This window comes from Algimonas arctica, from assembly GCF_014652695.1.
In the GTDB taxonomy this organism is placed as follows: Bacteria; Pseudomonadota; Alphaproteobacteria; order Caulobacterales; family Maricaulaceae; genus Litorimonas; species Litorimonas arctica.
Window position 1 is genome coordinate 150,435 of record NZ_BMZH01000007.1, and the last position, 19,357, is coordinate 169,791.

General features: G+C 54.4%; 19 protein-coding genes and 1 tRNA gene. 10 read left to right on the plus strand and 10 right to left on the minus strand.

What is annotated here, in order from left to right:
- Positions 1-12: 12 nt before the first annotated feature.
- From def to IE105_RS10015, 3 genes are all read right to left on the minus strand, one after another.
- Positions 13-543, minus strand: a complete 531-nt coding sequence (gene def, locus IE105_RS10005; protein ID WP_189498010.1) for a peptide deformylase — start codon at positions 541-543, stop codon at positions 13-15.
- 65 nt (positions 544-608) lie between these two features.
- Entirely contained in the window at positions 609-2,120 is a 1,512-nt protein-coding gene (locus IE105_RS10010) for an FMN-binding glutamate synthase family protein (RefSeq protein ID WP_189498012.1), read from the minus strand.
- A gap of 53 nt (positions 2,121-2,173) precedes the next feature.
- Positions 2,174-2,944, minus strand: a complete 771-nt coding sequence (locus IE105_RS10015) for a M48 family metallopeptidase (RefSeq protein ID WP_189498013.1) — start codon at positions 2,942-2,944, stop codon at positions 2,174-2,176.
- On the opposite strand from IE105_RS10015, the gene IE105_RS10020 reads away from it, so the two are divergent.
- The 4 genes from IE105_RS10020 to IE105_RS10035 all read left to right on the plus strand — a co-directional run bounded on the left by IE105_RS10020 (position 2,943) and on the right by IE105_RS10035 (position 7,221).
- Positions 2,943-4,679, plus strand: a complete 1,737-nt coding sequence (locus IE105_RS10020; protein WP_189498015.1) for an aq_1923 C-terminal domain — start codon at positions 2,943-2,945, stop codon at positions 4,677-4,679. The two genes, IE105_RS10015 and IE105_RS10020, sit on opposite strands and share 2 nt — an antisense overlap.
- Before the next feature lie 5 nt (positions 4,680-4,684).
- Positions 4,685-5,410 carry a TMEM175 family protein gene (locus tag IE105_RS10025; RefSeq protein WP_189498017.1) on the plus strand — a complete coding sequence of 242 codons (726 nt, stop codon included), beginning with the start codon at positions 4,685-4,687 and terminating at the stop codon, positions 5,408-5,410.
- Positions 5,411-5,533: 123 nt separating this feature from the next.
- On the plus strand, positions 5,534-6,283 hold the full coding sequence (locus IE105_RS10030; protein ID WP_189498019.1) for an electron transfer flavoprotein subunit beta/FixA family protein: 750 nt from the start codon (positions 5,534-5,536) through the stop codon (positions 6,281-6,283).
- Positions 6,283-7,221, plus strand: a complete 939-nt coding sequence (locus IE105_RS10035) for an electron transfer flavoprotein subunit alpha/FixB family protein (RefSeq protein ID WP_189498021.1) — start codon at positions 6,283-6,285, stop codon at positions 7,219-7,221. Before IE105_RS10030 ends, IE105_RS10035 begins: the two co-directional genes overlap by 1 nt.
- Before the next feature lie 66 nt (positions 7,222-7,287).
- On the opposite strand, the gene IE105_RS10040 is transcribed toward IE105_RS10035, so the two are convergent.
- Complete coding sequence (locus tag IE105_RS10040; protein WP_189498024.1) at positions 7,288-10,134, minus strand: response regulator; 2,847 nt, start codon at positions 10,132-10,134, stop codon at positions 7,288-7,290.
- 294 nt (positions 10,135-10,428) lie between these two features.
- Positions 10,429-11,340, minus strand: coding sequence for a LysR family transcriptional regulator (locus tag IE105_RS10045; protein ID WP_189498025.1), 912 nt, complete (start codon positions 11,338-11,340; stop codon positions 10,429-10,431).
- Between the two features lie 113 nt (positions 11,341-11,453).
- Between IE105_RS10045 and IE105_RS10050 the strand changes: the two genes are divergently transcribed.
- Positions 11,454-12,083 (plus strand): hypothetical protein, encoded by a 630-nt coding sequence (locus IE105_RS10050; protein ID WP_189498027.1) that lies wholly within the window; start codon positions 11,454-11,456, stop codon positions 12,081-12,083.
- Here the strand turns inward: IE105_RS10050 and trxB are convergent.
- The gene (trxB, locus tag IE105_RS10055) at positions 12,067-13,122 is read right to left on the minus strand and encodes a thioredoxin-disulfide reductase (RefSeq protein ID WP_189498029.1); all 1,056 of its coding nucleotides are present in this window, start codon (positions 13,120-13,122) and stop codon (positions 12,067-12,069) included. The genes IE105_RS10050 and trxB overlap by 17 nt on opposite strands.
- A gap of 239 nt (positions 13,123-13,361) precedes the next feature.
- Here trxB and IE105_RS10060 point away from each other — a divergent pair, with 239 nt between their 5' ends.
- On the plus strand, positions 13,362-14,135 hold the full coding sequence (locus tag IE105_RS10060; RefSeq protein WP_189498031.1) for a ThuA domain-containing protein: 774 nt from the start codon (positions 13,362-13,364) through the stop codon (positions 14,133-14,135).
- A gap of 10 nt (positions 14,136-14,145) precedes the next feature.
- Here the strand turns inward: IE105_RS10060 and IE105_RS10065 are convergent, their stop codons facing one another.
- Positions 14,146-15,096, minus strand: a complete 951-nt coding sequence (locus IE105_RS10065) for a mitochondrial fission ELM1 family protein (RefSeq protein ID WP_189498033.1) — start codon at positions 15,094-15,096, stop codon at positions 14,146-14,148.
- A gap of 3 nt (positions 15,097-15,099) precedes the next feature.
- Positions 15,100-15,576 carry a transcription elongation factor GreA gene (gene greA / locus IE105_RS10070; protein WP_189498035.1) on the minus strand — a complete coding sequence of 159 codons (477 nt, stop codon included), beginning with the start codon at positions 15,574-15,576 and terminating at the stop codon, positions 15,100-15,102.
- 260 nt (positions 15,577-15,836) lie between these two features.
- Between greA and IE105_RS10075 the strand changes: the two genes are divergently transcribed.
- From IE105_RS10075 to IE105_RS10090, 4 genes are all read left to right on the plus strand, one after another.
- Complete coding sequence (locus IE105_RS10075) at positions 15,837-16,211, plus strand: UrcA family protein (protein WP_189498037.1); 375 nt, start codon at positions 15,837-15,839, stop codon at positions 16,209-16,211.
- Between the two features lie 193 nt (positions 16,212-16,404).
- Complete coding sequence (locus IE105_RS10080; protein WP_189498039.1) at positions 16,405-17,364, plus strand: P1 family peptidase; 960 nt, start codon at positions 16,405-16,407, stop codon at positions 17,362-17,364.
- A gap of 5 nt (positions 17,365-17,369) precedes the next feature.
- Complete coding sequence (locus tag IE105_RS10085; protein WP_189498041.1) at positions 17,370-17,846, plus strand: GNAT family N-acetyltransferase; 477 nt, start codon at positions 17,370-17,372, stop codon at positions 17,844-17,846.
- A gap of 79 nt (positions 17,847-17,925) precedes the next feature.
- Positions 17,926-18,002, plus strand: a tRNA-Arg gene (locus IE105_RS10090).
- Positions 18,003-18,405: 403 nt separating this feature from the next.
- Here IE105_RS10090 and IE105_RS10095 read toward each other — a convergent pair.
- A complete protein-coding gene (locus tag IE105_RS10095) occupies positions 18,406-18,711 on the minus strand; it encodes a type II toxin-antitoxin system RelE/ParE family toxin (RefSeq protein WP_189498043.1) in 306 nt (101 codons plus the stop codon).
- Positions 18,712-18,716: 5 nt separating this feature from the next.
- Positions 18,717-19,025, minus strand: coding sequence for a hypothetical protein (locus IE105_RS10100; RefSeq protein WP_189498045.1), 309 nt, complete (start codon positions 19,023-19,025; stop codon positions 18,717-18,719).
- Positions 19,026-19,357: the final 332 nt, after the last annotated feature.

Genomic DNA, 19,357 nt, shown 5'->3' on the forward strand with positions numbered 1-19,357 from the left:
CAGGCCTGTATATTAGGCGATGGCGGCCAATTTCTCGGCCTTTATCACCTTCTTAATCGCGCGTTCGCGCTTTAGGCGGGAGAGGTGGTCGAGAAAGACGATGCCTTCGAGGTGATCCATCTCGTGCTGGATGCAGACGGCATAAAGGCCTTCGCAATCTTCGGTGACACGTTCGCCATTATAATCGAGATAGGTCACGCGGCAAAATTCAGGGCGGTCCACATCGTCATATATATCCGGCACAGACAGGCAGCCTTCCTGATAAGGAACGACGGTTTCGGCGGGATCAAGAATTTCAGGGTTCACGTAATATTTTGGCTGCGGCTCTTCGCCTTGCTGGGCCAAATCCATCACAATTATCCGTTTTGGCACACCGATCTGGACGGCGGCTAGGCCAATGCCCGGCGCGTCATACATAGTCGCCAACATGTCATCCATGAGCGCCCGCGTTTCGTCGGTTATCGCGTCCACAGGCGTGCTGATCTGCTTTAGCCGCGGATCGGGCACGGTAATGATGGGTCGGATATGTCCTTTAAGGGTCATAACGGGGAGATAGGTTCGAGACGGCTCCGGGTCAACTGTCGCTTATGCGTCAATTGCTGCGTCTGTCAGCTTTGTTTGGATGACAAGTAGCGGTCTGGATTCCAGACCTTGGTGAAGGGGCGCGTGCGACCGGACGCTTGCATCACCAGTAAATGCTCCCGCGTGAGATCGCGGGGACAATCAACGCCGCAGGCATGGGCGATCATTGCGACTTCATCGTTCAGCGTTTTGACATAATTGCGGACCCGCACGGCTTTATTGGTCGGGTCGAGGCCGCGTTGCAGGCGTTTATCGTGCGTGGTGATTCCGGTCGGGCAGGTATTTTTGTCGCATTTCAGCGCTTGGATGCAGCCGAGGGCGAACATAAATCCCCGGGCATTATTGATCATGTCGGCCCCGACGCAGAAGGCCCACGCCACATCAGCCGACGTGATGAGCTTACCTGACGCGATGATCTTGATGCGATCTCGCAAACCGGAATCAATCAGCATGTCGTGGAGCAGCGGAAGACTATCCTCGATCAGCATGCCGGTACTGTCGATTAGCGGCATTGGCGCTGCGCCGGTGCCGCCATCGCCGCTATCAATGACAATGTAATCCGGCGCAGACGCCACACCGCGGCGTATAATGGTATCCAATAATTCTTGAACGGGTTTTACTTGCCCCATGCAGAACTTAATCCCGACGGGGCGTTTGGACACGCGCCGGACCTGATCAATCAAATCAAGCAATTCTTCCGGGTTGGCCGCATCAACATGGCGATTGGGCGAGAGGGCCGCTTCGCCTTCAGGAATGTCACGAATATCCGCAATTTCTTTGGTCACTTTTTTGGCGGGTAGGATTCCGCCCTTGCCGGGCTTGGCGCCTTGGCTGAGTTTGATCTCAATCATTTTGATATTTGGATTTTCGCAAATCTTGGCGAGCTTGGCTTCATTTAAAGTCGAATCCTCATTGCGCGCCCCAAATTTGGCCGTGCCGAGTTGGTAAACAATGTCGCAGTCGCCTTCCAGGTGGTAGGGTGAGACCCCGCCTTCGCCTGTGTTCAAATAACATCCGGCCAGTTTTGCGCCGCGGGACAGCGCTTGGACCGCGGGCGCTGAGAGCGAACCGTAGCTCATCGCGCTGATATTGAAGAAGCTGCTCGGACGGTAAGGGTGAGGCGTATCCGGTCCGATCGTGAACGGCGCGCGTGCCGGGACCTCTTCTTCGTCTAATTTCGGAAACAAGCCATTGGCGAAAATCGGCATGCCGGGCGCGTAGACTTTGGTGGAGCCGAAAGGCACGACATCCTTGCCGTCCTCGCACACATCGCCAACCCAGTCGCGCTCGGCGCGATTGAACGGCATTTCTTCGCGGTCTTGAGCAAAGAAATACTGGCGAAAAAATTCGCCCAAAACTTGAAATAAATTCCGGAAATGACCGACGACCGGATAATTTCGCCAGATCGCATTCTTGCGCTGCGTCTTGTCATGAATGAACAGGACCACAACGCCAATCAAAAGCAACCCGACGGTAAAAAGGAAAAGTGAGCCCAGCAATTCAAGCCCGCTCATGGCGAATTTTGCAAATGTATCCATGCCAAAGCTATGCGTCTGGCGGGGGGGTGTTGCAAGCTGTGACGTGTTGACGGTTAGTCGTCAGCCCCGACAGCATGGAGGTCCCCGCCATGCTTATTCAACCATCGCCGGGCCTTGTTTGTCTCTGGAAACAGGCCTTCACACACGGCCCAGAAGGCTGGGCTGTGATTGGCTTCGATCAAGTGGGCGCATTCATGGGCGCAGACATATTCAAGAATGTCAGGCGGGGCACAGATCAGCCGCCAAGAATAGGAGATGTGACCTTCGCCCTTACGGGTAATGGCGCTGCCCCAGCGGCTGGCTTGATCGCGGACGCTGACTTTCGCGACTCGTTTGCCAAGCTCGCCGGCGTAATGATGGGTCGCGGCTTCTAATTCGGCCCGTGCCTCGCGAATCATAAGGCGGCGGACGCGACCGGGGAAGCTGTCTGGATCAGGCGAGGGGACGACAATTTTGCGCGCTGCGCGATCAATTTTCGCGCGGCCTTTTCCGGGTGGACTGACAAGGCGGTAACGGTCGCCTTGGAACAGAATCTCCGCGCCCGGAACGAACGGCATGGGCGGCGGAAGTCCTTCTAAGTGAACATCGATCCAATCGCGTTGCTCACGCGCAAATGTCTGCGCTTGGGAAAAAGCGCGGAGGCTCGGCACGATTACATGGACTTGGCGGTCGGCTGCTTTGACTTTCAGGGAGACACGTCGCGCCTTGTTAGACAACACATAAAGGACGCGCGGATCATGCTCATCGCGCAACGGGAATTCCGCCTTGTCAGGCGTCTGGCGACCGCTAGAGTTGCGCTTCAATTTAGACAGGACTCCTGACATGCCCGCTTCCCCGTTTAACCTGCGCAGTACACTTCTCGCAGGTTTATGCGCTTCAGCTCTCTTGATGGGGGCTTGCTCTGGCGCGGACAAGGTTCCGGCTGAGGAAATCACGGTCGAAGCCGCCTCTCTGGGCTTAACGAGTGCTGACGAAAGCCATTTGTCCGCACATTTTGTCATTACAAAGCGCGGCGGAACAGAAACTGAGACGCTAAGCCTACTCAGCGCCGCGGGGTTTGACAACGCGACCTATGGTGAACGGATGATAACCGGGTCGACCGTGGTCTATACGGATTGGACAGCATCGAATGATGAGGCCGCAATGCGCGCCGACCGCGTCGAAATGATTGGGCTGAACGAGACAGATGGCGGCCCAACTCTGGATAAGCTTGTGGTGAGTGGTATGTATGTCGAAGGGTTTGAGGGCGAAGGCGATGGTCGGGAAACTGTCATGGACGCGACCGTCGGTAATCTTGTCGTGGTGAAACCTTCGGCGGCCCTATTTGTCGATTTGACTGATATTATGATGGCGCGCGATGCGTATGCAGATGGGGCGACGGATAATTTCGGTAATTTAGACGGGAAAAGCGAAGCGTTTCGCGCTTTTCATGTTGAAGACATGGTCGTGAACATCATGGAGGAAGGTAAAAACGGCGCGCTAAGCTTGAAACAGATCATTGTTGGCAATGATATTGATAACGGCCTGATGGATGCCGTGGTTGAGACCTTGAGCTTTGATTGGGTAAATGCAGAAACCGGCCCTAACGGATTATTCAACCTTAAAATGGATGGGGTAACCGTCTTAGGCCTCGATACCGCCCAGTTGAACACGCCTGGAATGTCCGGAGTTGGCGTGCCTCAAGGTCTGCTCAGCGGTCTCATGACGGGAATGACACCGTCGGCAACGCCACCTTATCGTCAGATCGATCTCGGTCAGGTTGACCTGAAATCGTCTGCTTTTGACCTGACAACCGAAGGTTTTGAGGCCGATAGTGAGACGAAGGGGGATGTCACTGAGCTACGCTCCGTGTTGTCGCCCATGATCGTGACCCTCAAAGACCTTGCGGGCACACCCGTCGCACCTTTTATGGATATATTGCGCGAAAACGGATTGGCTGAAATTTCGTTCAAGGGCTCGTCGACCACAACATTTGACCGGAAATCTGACCGGGTTAGCTTTGTAGATAACCGAATGGAAATTGACGGCGGTCTGCGTACACGTTGTGATTATTCAGTGATCGGACTCACGGCTTCGGCAAAAATTATGGACGCCAGTGGCGTTAAACCGCCCATCTTTGATTTTTCTGATACGGAGAATAGCGAAGCCGCGTTCGAAAATTATATGGCTCAGACTGAAGCCTATAGCGCCGCACAAGCTGAAGCGAATAAGGTGGTCAAGATTGAAGGTCTGACCTGCGATATTCAGGATGTCCCGGGCAATAGTCTGGTGGAGCGCGGGTATAAAGTGGCGTCGGCCATCACAGGTCGCCCTGTTCCTATTTTAAAGGGCGGCGCGAAGACGGCCATCGCCCTCGGCTCTTTAACGGCGCAATCGGAATTCCAGCGCGACTTAATGGATACGCTGGGTTCGGGCCTCATTGATTTCATTGATACGCCCGGCCAGACGATGACCATCACAATGGCCCCTGAACAGCCCGTCTCTGTCACTTCACTGACAGGGGCAGACGGGAATGAGCCCTCTATCAAACCGCTCAATCTCTCTGTTGAGGTTCGTTAGCCGGCATGTTGCGCGACGCGGTCGGTAAACAACTCGACCACGACCCAAATTTTCGCTGGCGCGGTGAGGCGGTGACTCGGATCGAGAACCTGTCCGATATCGCCTTCGCGCTGGCCTTGGGGATGTTGATTTCGGGGGTTGATGCGCCCACAGACTATCTGAGCCTCAAAAAGTTCCTCTGGAGTATCATCCCCGCCGCGCTGGGGTTTTCAGTACTATTAGGTTTATGGCACGGCCACTATACGTTTTTCCGGCGATACGGTGTGGCTGATCGCCGGATTCTATTTCTCAATGCTGTCCTGATTTTTGTCGTTCTCTTCATGGCTTACCCGCTGCGGTTTGCCTTTGATTCGCTGTTTGCATTTCTGACGACATTGGTCACAGGTGATTTTAGTCGATCACAGGAATTGGGCGTAACCAGCATGGCCGTGGCGGGGGAGTTCGTCGCCTATTTCAGCCTCGCTTACGCTCTGTCCTTTGCTATTTTCGCCATGATGTACGGGCATGTGTTAAAACGCGCCGACCTGTTGGCGCTCACGGCATCGGAACTTGCCGTGACGCGTCAAATGCACACCGCTCGGTGGGTGCAGTTCGTTATTGCGATGATGACAGCAGGATTGGCTTTTTTCACCCCTTTGGGGCCCATTGCGGGGTCTTTGCTCGGTTTTTTCTTTTTCGCCTATTGGTGGGCCGAGCGCCGTCACCCGATTCCAGCAATCGGGTCTGTTTAAACAAGCCATTTGTCGGGTCATTCATGCTTAAAACTCTGACCTGCGCGGATTAGCCCCCCGCGAGCGCTTGAAACCCTCGCGTTTCCTCCGCATATGGGGCCCAACACAAGTTTTGGAGTCGTCATGAAAGTTCTCGTCCCGGTCAAGCGTGTGCTTGACTATAACGTCAAAGCACGGGTCAAGCCCGACCAAACCGGCGTTGACCTGTCGAATGTCAAAATGAGTATGAACCCGTTCGACGAAATTGCCGTCGAAGAGGCCGTGCGCATGCAAGAAGCGGGCACGGCAACGGAAACGATCGCCGTCTCTGTCGGGCCGGCTAAAGCACAAGAAACGATCCGGACCGCGCTTGCGATGGGTATGGACCGCGGCGTTCACATCACAACCGATGAAGATTTGGAGCCGCTCGCGGTCGCGAAAATTCTCAAAGCCGTGGCAGAGGCCGAAGGCGCGGAGCTTGTCTTGATGGGCAAACAGGCCATCGACAATGATTACGGCGCAACAGGCGGCATGTTCGCTGCGTTAATGGATTGGCCAATTGGTCAGTACGCCAATACGCTCGCACCGGGTGAGGGCACAATCGAAGTCAAACGCGAAATTGATGGGGGTCTTCAGACTGTGACGCTCAAATTGCCCGCCGTTGTCACAACCGATCTGCGCTTGAATGAACCGCGCTACGCCTCTCTTCCGAATATCATGAAGGCGAAACGTAAGCCGATTGAGGCCAAGACACCCGAAGACCTCGGTGTTGATACGACACCCCGTCTGACAATTGTTAAAGTGACTGAGCCGAAAACGCGTGAAGCGGGCGTTATAGTCGAAACCGTCGCCGAATTGGTCGACAAACTCAAGAATGAAGCGGGAGTAATCTAATGGCGACTCTTGTTGTTGCAGAACATAATAATACTTCGCTCTCTGAAGCGACGTCCAAAACTGTCTCGGCGGCCAAAGCCCTCGGGACGGACATTGACATCCTTGTTGCCGGTCAAGGCGCATCAGCGGCGTCTGAAGCGGCCGCCCAGATTGACGGCGTTCGCGCTGTCATCACTGTCGAACATGACCTGTTGGCGCGGCAAATGCCTGAAGCCATGGAAGCCACCATTATGGCGTTGATGGACGGTTATGACACGGTCATGGCCGCCGATACGACGACGCATAAGGCGTATATGCCGCGCGTTGCCGCAAAGCTCGACACACAGCAAATTAGCTCGGTCACGGGCATTGATGGCGACGTGTTTGAACGTCCGATCTATGCGGGTAATGCGCTTGCTTATGTCAAATCGACTGGCGGAAAAAAAGTCGTGACAGTCCGGACGACGGCGTTCCCATTGTCCGGTGACGGCGGTTCTGCAGCGTCAGAATCCAAGTCTGTCGAAATTGGTGACACGGGTTCTACGTTTGTCTCCGAAGAGCTCACTAAATCGGATCGCCCTGAATTGACGGGCGCCAAGATCGTGATCTCTGGCGGTCGCGGTATGGGTTCGGGCGAAAACTTCGCGTTGATCGATACGATTGCGGACAAACTTGGCGCGGCCGTTGGCGCGTCACGTGCTGCCGTTGATGCAGGCTATGTTCCGAACGACTATCAAGTCGGCCAGACGGGCAAAGCCGTGGCTCCGCAACTTTATATTGCGGTCGGTATTTCTGGTGCGATCCAGCATTTGGCTGGGATGAAAGATTCCAAAGTCATCGCCGCGATCAATAAAGACGAAGAAGCGCCGATCTTCCAAGTTGCCGATTATGGCCTCGTCGCTGATCTGTTCAAAGCGTTGCCAGAGCTTGATGCTGAGCTGGCCAAAATCGGCTACTAAGCGCGCTCAACAGAATAAGAAAAAGCCCGCCTAAATGGCGGGCTTTTTTAATCGCGTGATGTGTCGTTAGGCCGCTTGGATGGCTGTGCCATGAACGGCGCGACCAGAATAACGTTCGAGTGTTTCCAAGAGTTCGGTCTGTTTGACGGGTTTCGTCAAATAGTGGCTCATCCCGGCATCTAGACATTCTTGGCGATCATTTTTCAACGCATGACCCGTCAAGGCGATGATCGGAACAGGGTTGTCCGCGTGACCTTGGGCTGTTTCCCAATCCCGGATTACTTTGGTGGCCTGAAATCCGTCCATGACGGGCATGGAAACATCCATCAGAACCAGCGGAAAGCGGTCCGGGTTTTCCATATAGAGATCAGACGCCAGTTTGCCATTCTCAGCGAAGACAGGCGCAAAAGCGCTTTCAACTAGCATCAGCCGGACAACATCTCGGTTCAATGGAAAATCTTCTGCAACGAGAATTTCTTGCTTCGGTATTTTCTGAGGTTCCGGTGCGTCGAGCGTGGGCGCTGGAGCCGGGTTGGTGCTTGAAACCGGCATTATAACGCGGTTCTGAGGAGCGGAGGGGGTCGGCGGCTGTGGGGCGGCGACGGCCGGGTTCGATATTGGCGAATGCGCAGATAAATCGGCCAACATACTGTCAATCAGATCGATTGCAGGCTTTTCGATGTCAGGCGCGACAAGAGGAACGTCAGTTGCGACCGGAGATACATCCAGATCAGAGCTAAGTTGAATCGTTTTATACTGAGCCGGTGTCGGAATAGGGGCGAACGCGGGTGTGGTTTGTACAGGGACGGTCGGCTGTGAGGTCATCGACGCTGGGGACACCTGCTGGGCCGGCATAACCGGGGCGACCTGAACCGGTATCGCCGGTGTTGGGGCCGTGGGATGCGCGTCCTGAGAACGCGCGACCAGATCTGATGGGGTGGACAAAACGCGCCCTAATGTCTCAAAGAGACGTCGTTCCCGGACCGGTTTAACTAGGTATGTGTTAATGCCAATGTCCTTCAACTCTTCGCTCATCACGGATTGATCGCAAGACGACAGCATGACGATGGGAGGGACGACTAAGCTCGATTGCTTGGACAACATCGAGGCGAGTTCGCGCCCATTCACGCCAGGCATAAGGTAATCCAAAAGGATTACATCATAAGGAATTGCGTCGGGGTTATCTGCGGCGGCTTTAAGCGCTTCAGCGGCTTCAATGCCGTTTCCGACAGAGTGACTCGTCATGTCCCATCTGGCGACTTGATTCGTCAATATGGTGCGGTTCACAGCGATATCGTCAACGATTAAGGCATGTTTACCTGACAGCGCGGCGATGTCGAAGCTCTCGACCTTTGCATTTGTGTCGATCTCTAGCGGAACCTTGATTCCAAAAGTTGATCCCATGCCGATTTTTGAACGGACGTAGATATCGCCCTCCATAATTTCGACAATCCGTTTCGTAATGGTGAGCCCTAAACCTGTGCCGCCATATACGCGTGTGGTCGATCCATCCGCTTGGGTAAATTTCTCAAACACCGCGCTCAAACTATCTGCGGCGATACCGATCCCAGTATCCGTAACATCCAACGTGACCATTGGCGTATTGGGATGTTCGTCGGAAGGTTCGACATTGACGTCAATGCGCACATAACCTTCCGCCGTGAATTTAATGGCATTGCCAACAAGGTTGGTCAGGACTTGACGGATTCGTCCTGCATCTCCGATGAAAGTTGAGGGTAAGTCTGTCGGGTAATTGATGATGAGCTCGAGGCCCTTTTCCTGTGCATTGGTAATCAGCAGTGAGGTGACGTCGTTGATCGAAGATTTTAGATCAAACGGTGTCGGGTCGAGCTGCAATGCGCCGGCTTCGATTTTTGAGAAATCTAAAATGTCATTGATAATGCGAAGAAGGGCATTCGCTGATTTTGTGATAACATCGACATATTCGCGTTGACGGTCGTCAATATTGGATAGACCTAAAAGCTCGGACATGCCGAGGATGCCATTCATTGGCGTCCGAATTTCATGGCTCATATTGGCGAGGAATTCTGACTTGGCCTTGCTGGCTTGGATGGCATCATCCTTTGCAGATTCTAATTCAACCTGATGACGATGCTCGCGTTCTGTGTCCTTGACGAAGGCGCGTAAACGCAGAGGTCGCCCGTTTTCATCGCGAACAAGTTCCGTGGTTGCGCTGCACCAGCGATAGGTGCCGGAGCTATGTAAAACTCGCAGATCAATATCGAAACGATCCTTGGTTTTCGCGATATTTCGCAACGCTTCTTTCAACAGGGGGCGGTCTTCTGGTTTTGTCGCCACCATGAAACCAGATTTTACGACCTCAGCCGCTGTCTTTTCACTGAAGAAAGCATGAAGAGATTTGCTAAGCGAATAGGTTTTTGTGCTGAACTCATAGATCCAGATTCCTGATCGTCCGAGGAGTAAAGCTGATTCAAGCAGTTGGTCTTTCTCAACCAGTTCGCTGACATCCGCCGCGACAGAAATTGTGTAGCCATTGTCCAAGACTTGTCGGCAAAAACGATGTGTTGTTCCATCGCCGAGTTTCACAAGTTGGGTCGTTGTCTTCGTGCCTGTTTCGGCATTGGTGCGGTGCGCGGCTTCGGAGAGTGCATTTTTGGCCATGATGTCTTGCGTCATCATGCCATTTTTCATCATGAGATCGTGCATCTTTGATAAGGGATCGCCGAGACTGAGTTCGCTTCCATCAATGTTGAGCTGTTGAAAGGACGCATTCGATAACATGCGGTATCGCATGTCGGAGTCCAAAATGGCGACGCCAACATCAAGATTTTGCAGAAGCATCTGTAGGAACTGGCGTTCCATACCCTCTTCAAGGATACTCACCTTCTTCGTAGAAGCATCAAGGAACGCGCTGTTTGAAATCTCGTTCATCCTATCCCCACCGCCCTGATGAGCCATCTCTGTGATTCTGAGGGTCTCTTGACGGAAGAGGGTTAACAATCTGGCAAAAAAAAGCCGGACACCTGAAAGTTCAGGGCCCGGCTAAAGTCTTCGCAATTCAGTCGGGGAGAGTGACTTGCGGTCTAAAAAACACAGCAGCGGCAAAAGGGGAGGACGTCGCTGTGTGTCTCATCCTATTTAGGGGGCTGATGCCGAATTAGAACCGATAGGGTTGCAAACTACCTATGCATTTCAGCATAGCTCTTCACTGATTCATAAGGAAAATCATTGAAAAGAGGGTGAGGTCCGGGTCACACGTTGTAAAAATTCACGAAAAACCTTCGCTTTTGCTGACCCTCGAAGCTCGGTCGGGTAAACAAAGTAAAGATCGAAACTCTCCCCACGAACCTCGGGTAAAATACGAACCAATCGACGACTCGATGCCGTCATATAGTCTGGGAGCCCAGCGAGCCCAATCCCAGCTTCCGCAGCCCGCATGATGCCATGCAGGTTGTTAATGCTCATGACGGGCTTTCGGGGCCCATCGGACTCGTTCCGTCCAACTGTCAAAGCCCAATTAGAGCTTTGCAGTTTTGACGGCAATAAATCGCCAAACGCAACAATCCGGTGATTGTCTAAATCTTCGGCAGATGTCGGGGCGGCTTGTGCGGTTAGATATCGGGGGGATGCATAAAGCGACTGCGACACTTGTCCCAATTTTCGTTCAATCAAATCGCCTTGCGTCGAGGGCCACGGTCGCAGCGCGCAGTCGACGTCAAACGCCATCAGATCATGCTCGCTGTCTTCTAAAATTAGCTGCACTTCAATTTCTGGATAGGCTTCCAAAAATTCTGGGAGCACCGTGGTCAGCCAGTTGGAGCCAAGTGAGATCGGGGAACTGACCCGCAAAACACCTTGCGGCAATTGCCGCACATTTTGAACGTTAGCGAGGCTCATGGCGATCCGGCTATGGACGTCGGTCGCGGTCTTGAACAGGACGTTGCCTTCTTCCGTCAGCGTCAATCCACGCGCATGGCGGTGGAAAAGCGGCAGGTTCATGCGCTCTTCTAATGCGGCGATCTGTCGGGAGACAGCGGATTGCGAAATGCCAAGCTCAGCCGCCGCCCGCGTGAGCGAACCGGATCGCGCCGCAGCGTGAAACGTCTTGAGTTTGTCCCAGTCGATGGAATCGGGCATGGTCTCCTCTCTAAAGAAAAATACGGGGGCGGAAAGTGATAATAAAAGAACGCGTGCTTTGGGCGGGTTGTGCAGCGGCGGGTCTCGCTGTCCTAATCACGGTTATCCTTATCATGCCATTTTTTCCCACCGAGGCTGCCACGGTTGTTTCGGGCTATGGCAGTCCCGTGATCGCGTTTGAATTTGCGCGCACCCCTGTCGATTTGGTCGCAGTGTTTGGCGGCGACGCGGACCCGGCTCGCGCCAGCCGGCTCTCAATGATGGACCAAGGGAATCGTTGGGATTTCCTATTTATGACACTTTACAGCCTGTTTGGAGCGATGTTCGGTCTGGCCGTTCGACGTTGCAGGGCCACATTGGGGACGGTCATTCTTGTCGCTGCTATCATCGCAGGACTTGCTGATGCAATTGAGACGCGGACCTTGTTATCGATCACGGCGCAGATGACCAATGGGATCGCGAATCCCGCAGGACTTGCGACTTTATGGGTCCCTGTAACGATCAAATTTATGGGGCTTGCACTGTCGATCATTAGCGCAGGCCTGTTCCTTGGCTCTCGCAAAAATGTGACGTGGAAAGCGCTCGGAGCCCTCACGGTCCTCTCGGCATTACTCAGCGTCCCGGCGCTTCTGTCTCCGGCGGGCTTAGGTAATCTGCTGACGCCATCCATCGGGATAGGGTGGATCATTATGCTGGCTTATGCGCTGACCCGGTCGGTGAAAGGCGTTACTCTGACGCCATAATGGCCGCGCTTAGCGTGTCCATATCCTCGGCGTGCGTTTCAATGTCTTCTATCAGGGCGGTCGCTTTTACATCTTGCGCGACATTCGCACCCAGTTCCTCTTTCTCAGCAAGCCACTTCTCTGCTTCGAGCGCGGCCATGCAGCCTAGGCCAGCCGCTGTAACCGCTTGGCGGTAGGTTTCGTCAGAGACATCACCCGCTGCGAAGATGCCCGGCACATTGGTGCGTGTGCTGTCTGGCGCGCTGATGATATAGCCGCCTTCGTTCATTTCGACGTGGCCTTTGAAAATTTCGGTTGAGGGTTTGTGACCAATGGCAATGAAAACGCCGTGGGCCGGCAGGATTCGTTCCTCGCCCGTTTGAGCATGTTTGATCCGGGCGCCTTTCACATTTGGCATAGGTTTCAAATCACCCACGATTTCTTCGAGCGTATGATTCCAAAGAACCTCGACATTGGCTTTGTTGAGGAGTCGTTCTTGTAAAATTTTCTCAGCGCGAAGCGTGTCGCGACGATGCACAAGTGTGACTTTGCTGGCCAGACCCGACAGATAGAGCGCCTCTTCGACCGCTGTGTTCCCGCCGCCAACGACGATGACTTCTTTGCCGCGGTAGAAGAACCCATCGCAGGTGGCGCAAGCTGACACGCCAAAGCCGCCAAAGGTTTCCTCACTCGGCAAGCCCAGCCATTTCGCCTGCGCGCCTGTGGCGATGATGATGGAATCGGCAGTATAAACCATCCCGCCATCGCCAAACGCTTTGAACGGGTGCGAAGAAAAATCGACATCAACAATGATGTCTTCATAAAATTCCGTGCCGAATTTCAGCGCGTGTTCTTTGAATTTCTCCATCAATTCCGGCCCCATAATTTCGGGGAAACCGGGATAGTTTTCGACGTCCGTGGTGATCGTCAATTGGCCGCCCGGCTGCAACCCGGCGACAATGGCCGGTTTTAACAGCGCGCGCGCCGCATAGACGGCGGCCGTATAGCCCGCTGGGCCGGAGCCAATGATCAAGACAGGATGATGAACGGTGTCGCTCATTGTAGAAACCTCGTAGGAATGAGGGTTCAAAGTAGGGGCGGTGCCGCGCCCTCGCAAGCGTGTGACACGGTCTGCGCGTCACCTTCTTGTGAACGGTTGCGTTTAGGCACAGGGTTTGAGAAAGAACATGTATGACCCGATGGATACTGACGACGTCTTTTTTCGCTCTTTTCGGGGCATCCCTAGTGGGGTGTACGAGCTCCGCTGAGACCCCGAGCACTGCTGTGACAGCGACCGAGATGTCTCGTCCTGCCCCTGTACCGACTGAATATATGCCGCAGCCTGCGGTGCTGATCTATTCAGAAACACGCGGTTGGCGACATGAGGAAGGGATTGCTGGCGGCAATGTCGCGTTGATGGAAATCGCGCGAGACAAAGGGTTTGGCTATTTCACCACGCAACATGCGGAAATATTCAATGCCGAGACGCTGTCCCGATTCGACCTCATTGTGTTCAATAGCGCGACGGGCGATTCCCTATCCGTTGACCAAAAAGCCGCGTTTAAAACATGGCTAGCTGATGATGGGGCTGTCATTCTGATCCATGGCAGCATTGATTCCAGTCAGAAAGACTGGACTTTTTACCAAGACGAACTTGTCGGTCCTCAGTTTATCTCCCACCCTATGGCGCCGCAATTTCAAGCCGCCGACGTGGTGGTCCTCAACACTGGCCACCCTGTTATGGCGGGGTTGCCGGATCGGTTTGAAGCGACGGATGAATGGTATTCTTTTGACGGTGTCCCGGACGGCCGCTTTGTCACGCTCGCAGGTCTCGATGAGACGACTTATAGCCCGCGGAACACGGTTTATGGCGTTGAGGATCTTCGCATGGGAGATCAGCCCGAAGATCACGCGATTATTTGGTCGCGCTGTCTACCTGAGGGCGGACGTGTCGTTGCCAGTGCTCTGGGCCATACGCTCGAAAGTTTCGCCGCGCCCGAGCATCGTCAGCTCATATCCAACGCAATGAACTGGACTATGAAATCCGGCGCGGATGATGTCGGGTGCGATTAACGCGCGGCGCTTATTGGCGTGAACCCATCCGCTCAAGAATACGCTGCGCCATGCGGCTTGTTTCATCCAGCGCGGGGTAGGGGCGGTCGTCTAGGTTTCCGTCCCATCGCCTGACACAGCAGCGCGTCTCTAGGGCGTCATAGAGCTTTTGAAATTTGCCGGGATCGCCATCCATCGCAAGCCGGTAGACGGGTTTCCCGGTCGTGCAGGCCTCTGTCAGCATATTAGTGCTATCTTCCGTTACGAACAGGACGTCCGCGCCACCCAGAAAGGCGAAATAGGGATTATCAACGTCGCTCTCGGGATCATGCAGCCAGATGTTTTCCAGTGTCTGTGCTAAGTCATCCCACGCTTTGCGGGCACTGTCCGGCGTCCGGCGAGAGAGGGTGACGAGCAGGCTATAGCCCTGTCGGCTTAAGCTGCGGGCGGTCTCCACATGTGATTGGATCGTCGCGTCGCTCATTGCGTGGGTTTTGCTAGGCCCACCGATCGCCATCATGGCGCGCGGCATCGGTAAGGCGTGAAGACGTGCCCCATGCGCGAGCGTTCCGCCGATGATTGTGTCCCTGGAAATACGATTGGGAGAGCCGATCATCGTCTCGACATTTGGACCCCTGAGCGCATCATGCTCTGGCGCGATGACAAGGTCGAAACGGGCGGGATCCGTGCGGGGGTGTTGGATATAGACCGTAAATGCGGCGCGACTGGACCGACGCAATGCAATCAGCGGCGCGATCGCCTGTCGTCCGCAGCCGATAACAAGGTCCGCCTCTGGCAGGCCGAAATCACGACGAACCGTGAGTTGGAGGGACGGCGGAAGGGCGGCGAAGCCCGGACGATGCGAGGCCGTATGGACAGCAATATTGCAGGCTGTGCCGCTATGCCGCGCGACCGCTTCCGCCAGTCCGAGCGCCTGATTTTCAATGCCCCGCCGACCATCTGAGACGACGAGGAGTTTCATGATTTACTTCGGGTAGCTAATTTCAAGAATTTCATACCCTTTCGCGCCGCCCGGAGCGATGACTTCGAAAACGGCCCCGATCTCTTTGCCCATCATGGCGCGCGCAATCGGGCTGGTGTTTGAAATCTTGCCCGCTTTCACGCTGGCTTCGTCTTCGCCGACGATTTGATACGCCGATTCTTCGTCCGTATCTTCGTTCACAATTTTGACGATTGCGCCAAAGGTGACCCGATCACCCTTGAGGTTGGATGTATCGATCACCTGCGCGAGAGACATTTTGGATTCGAGTTCTTGAATACGACCCTCAATGAAGCCCTGCTTTTCTTTCGCTGCGTGATATTCCGCATTCTCTGACAGATCGCCATGATCGCGTGCGACAGAGATCGCCTGAATAATTTCGGGGCGTTCCACCGTTTTGAGATGTTTGAGTTCGACTTCAAGAGCTGCGTGGCCGCCCGGGGTCATCGGATATTTCTGCATGGAATGATCTCGTCAATAGTCAGAGCGATAAAAGGGAGTTCCCGTCACAAGGACGGAAATCTAGCCGACAACATTTAGAAGCTTGTGCAGACGTTTCAAGCGTTTGACGCAAGAATCATACGCTTCTTCTCAAACATTATCGTTTTTCAATAAAATTAAGCTTGAATAACGACAAGTGTCGTTGTATAGTGGGGCTTGAGATCGGGAAACGGTGCCACGTTCTGTCCGATCTTCATACTGACCCCAAAAGGAGAAACCCTATGACTATTTCAAAAATACGGTCGCAATCGCGCCTGCTCCGCGGGCCTGTACGCGCTTTTGCGTTGGCCTTCACGCTCGCCGCAACGGCCCTTCCGTTGAGCGCATCTGCCGCAACAACGCAGAAAATTTCCGCGACGGCCCATGGCGAGCGTGTCTCGGTGAGTGTGCAAACCGATCTTCTGGCAACAGAAGAAGGCACAGCTCGACTTTATCGGGCGCTTGAACATAAGGCCAAAAAATCCTGCAAGACCACAATTCCCCTCCGTCTAGGCAGATCTGTCCCCGTTAAGCGGTGCACGGATGACCTCATGGATGGGTTCGTCGCTGTGCTGGACGATGCCGGCATGACAGCGCTGCACACTGACGCGAATTAACGCGCCTGTGACGGACATATAGATCGGGAATAAGCGAGGCGGCAGGAGTGCCACCCCACCGCCTCATGTTCGGGTCCATTCTTCGAAAGGAGACGAGAAAAAGAGACGAACACGCCATTTGTGTGAATTATAACTGGAAAAGTCAAGGTTTCAGCGCGTTGCGCGGCCTCTCTCCCTGACTTAACGTCGGCTTATGGCTCATCCGTCCTCAAAGCTCTTATCTATCTCGGGACTGCGGGTTGGGCATGCCCATGATACGCGTGTTAAAACCGGCGTTACTGTGCTCCTGCCCGACGCGCCGGCGCTCTGTGCTGTCGATGTACGCGGTGGCGGGCCGGGGACGCGCGAAACCGATACACTGGCCCTAGGCGGGCTGGTTGACCGGGTCCATGCGATCACTTTGGCGGGCGGGTCGGTTTATGGGCTCGCCGCCGCTGATGCGGTTTGCGCTGGGCTTGGGGCGCGAGGCGTGGGCTATGCGGCCGGCCCGCCGCCCATTCCCGTGTCTCCGATCGTCCCGTCGGCAATCCTATTTGATAACGCCAACGGCGGAGACAAGGCGTGGGGCGATACACCGCCTTTTCACCGCCTTGGGCGGGAGGCCCTTTCAGCTGCGTGCTATGAGACCTCCGAAGGCGCGATTGGCGCAGGCTATGGCGCCACGGCGGGGATCTACGCTGGCGGCTTTGGGGTGGCGTCGGAAACGGTCAATGGCGCGGTCGTCTGGGCCTTTATCGCCGCGAATCCGGTTGGATCCCCTTTTCTGCCGGGAACACGCGTGCCTTACGCGTGGCTCTATGAGCGGGACGGGGAGTTTGGCGGGGCGCATCCGCCGCAGGACTACCGCTGGACACAGCCGCAAGATACGAAGCTTACGCGCTTTGCGGGCGCGGGACAGAATACGGTCATCGGGGCCGTGGTCACGGATGCGGCGCTGTCCCCGTCCGATCTCAAACGCCTTGCCATCATGGCACAAGATGGGCTCGCTTTATCGGTGCAGCCCTCTCACACGCCCCTGGACGGTGATACGATTTTCGCGCTGTCAGTCGGCGAGCAAGCCGCGATTGGCCCGGCTGCGCTCTCAAATATAGGCGCGGCCGCCGCGCGCTGCGTTGCTCGCGCGCTGACGCGCGGCGTCCTAGCGGCCCAATGAGGTCTGTGGCGATATCGCCCATCCAACCGTCGCATCACGCCGCGATTCTGCGCAATAATGCGCAATTCGTGCATTGGCTGTCTCCCTTGGACGACATGGCATTGAGCGCCCTATTGGGTCACGCGGATTACGCGCAGCAACTCTATGCAGGGGAGGCGGCGCTCATCGCCTATGACGGTAATGGCCCCTATCGGCACAAAAATGTCGATTGGTTGTCCGCAAGGTTGGAAAATTACATCTATATCGACCGCGTTGTGATCGGCGCGAGCGCGCAAGGTCAGGGTGCGGGCCGCGCACTTTACGCTGATTTGGAAACCACCGCCCGCGCGCGCGGTCACACGCATGTGGCCTGTGAAGTGAATACACAGCCCGATAACCCGGGCAGTCATGCCTTTCACCGAGCCCTCGGGTTTGATCCGATTGGGGATGTTGAACGCCCAAATAGCGTGTCTGTGCGCTACTATGTGCGAAAGCTGCCCTAAAGGGCGGAAAAACCACTTGCCCCATGCCATCTCCCCGCTTAATGGCCTGCCTCTCGCATCCGATAAGGATTGCGACAATGCACTGGTAGCTCAGTTGGATAGAGCACTAGACTACGAATCTAGGGGTCGGGGGTTCGAATCCTCCCCAGTGCGCCACTTTTCCAAACTCTCTGATTTTATCAGTATGTTGAATACATGGTTCTGAGCTTTGCCTCACGAATGGCAATCACAGCAGGGCAACTTTCATCACATCTGGTGCAACCTTTTGAACAAACAATAGTGCAGCTCACCCCAAGTTTTTTATATGAAAATGACCAACTGAGCCTGATATTCTTTCCGAATCGGCCAAAATGATCTGATTGTCGGGAATTTCACATTTGGATCGGCAAGTTCAACGTTCACTATCACCCGACCGTCTAGAACATAGACGTGCCTTCAATTTAGTCGCCATATTTTCTGCATAAAACGGGGGTGAGTAGTTGAAATCGTCCCAACTCGATATCTGCAAGACCGCGCTCAATACGAAACTCGATAAGGTCTTTTGAAGGTTCCTCAGATGTCATTCCAGTATGTTCCATGACGCCAATTTTTTCGCCGCTAAAACACGTCTTATGTAAACGGATTGATCGTCATACGTATAGATAACCCAATGAGACCGGTGAACTAACAGCGCTCTCAAACCGTCGGTGCCACTCTCGACGGGTCTGCCGATCGCCGGTGAATTGGGCAGCGTCGATTGAGCCAATGCCTTGATGGAATCGACAATCGTGTCCGCCACGTCAACAACACCACGCTCGACTGCATAGTGATGGTAAATGCGTATCAGGTCGACTTCTGCGACCGACAAATACCGTATGTCACGCATAGGAATTACTGAGTTGAATTAGAAGCGAGCGCGCGAGTTTTGATGGTCTTGAAAAATGCGTCGTGATCATCTGGCGTACTGCACGTCGTATAGTCACCGCGTTCGATCTGACCCTGTGTCGGCTCAAGGAGGGCGTCTATTTCTTCGCAGGTATATCCGGGCAAAACATCAGTGTCTCGTGACACCTGCACGGTGACAAAATCAGCATCGGAAAAACCTTCCCGCAATTCTGCGGGTAGCTTCGAGACTGGAAATTTATGCACCGTCGTCATGCATTGAGTATAGCAAGAATTGGCTAAGAGTGAAGATGTCATCTCAGACTCCGTTTTTGCTGATTGTACAGAGGTGGTCATTGCGCAGTTGCGATTGTGCCGCGCTCACGCGCCTGCCTCCCAATCGGTTGACCTGCCCCTATGAGGTGGTCCGCCATTTAAGTTAGAGCTTGGCGGTTGTGGACGTCCTGTTGGACTGTCCGGAACGGAGTATAGGCCAGTCCAACAGGACGTGGCAAGATGGTTTCCGGTGCTGGTGACCGGTATCCCAATGATGTGCCCCTAGCTTTATAGACACCTTGCTACTTCATTTTGCTGTCATCTCAAATTCGACGGGTGACAACATCCCGTTGTTAGCATGCCTGCGTTTCGGA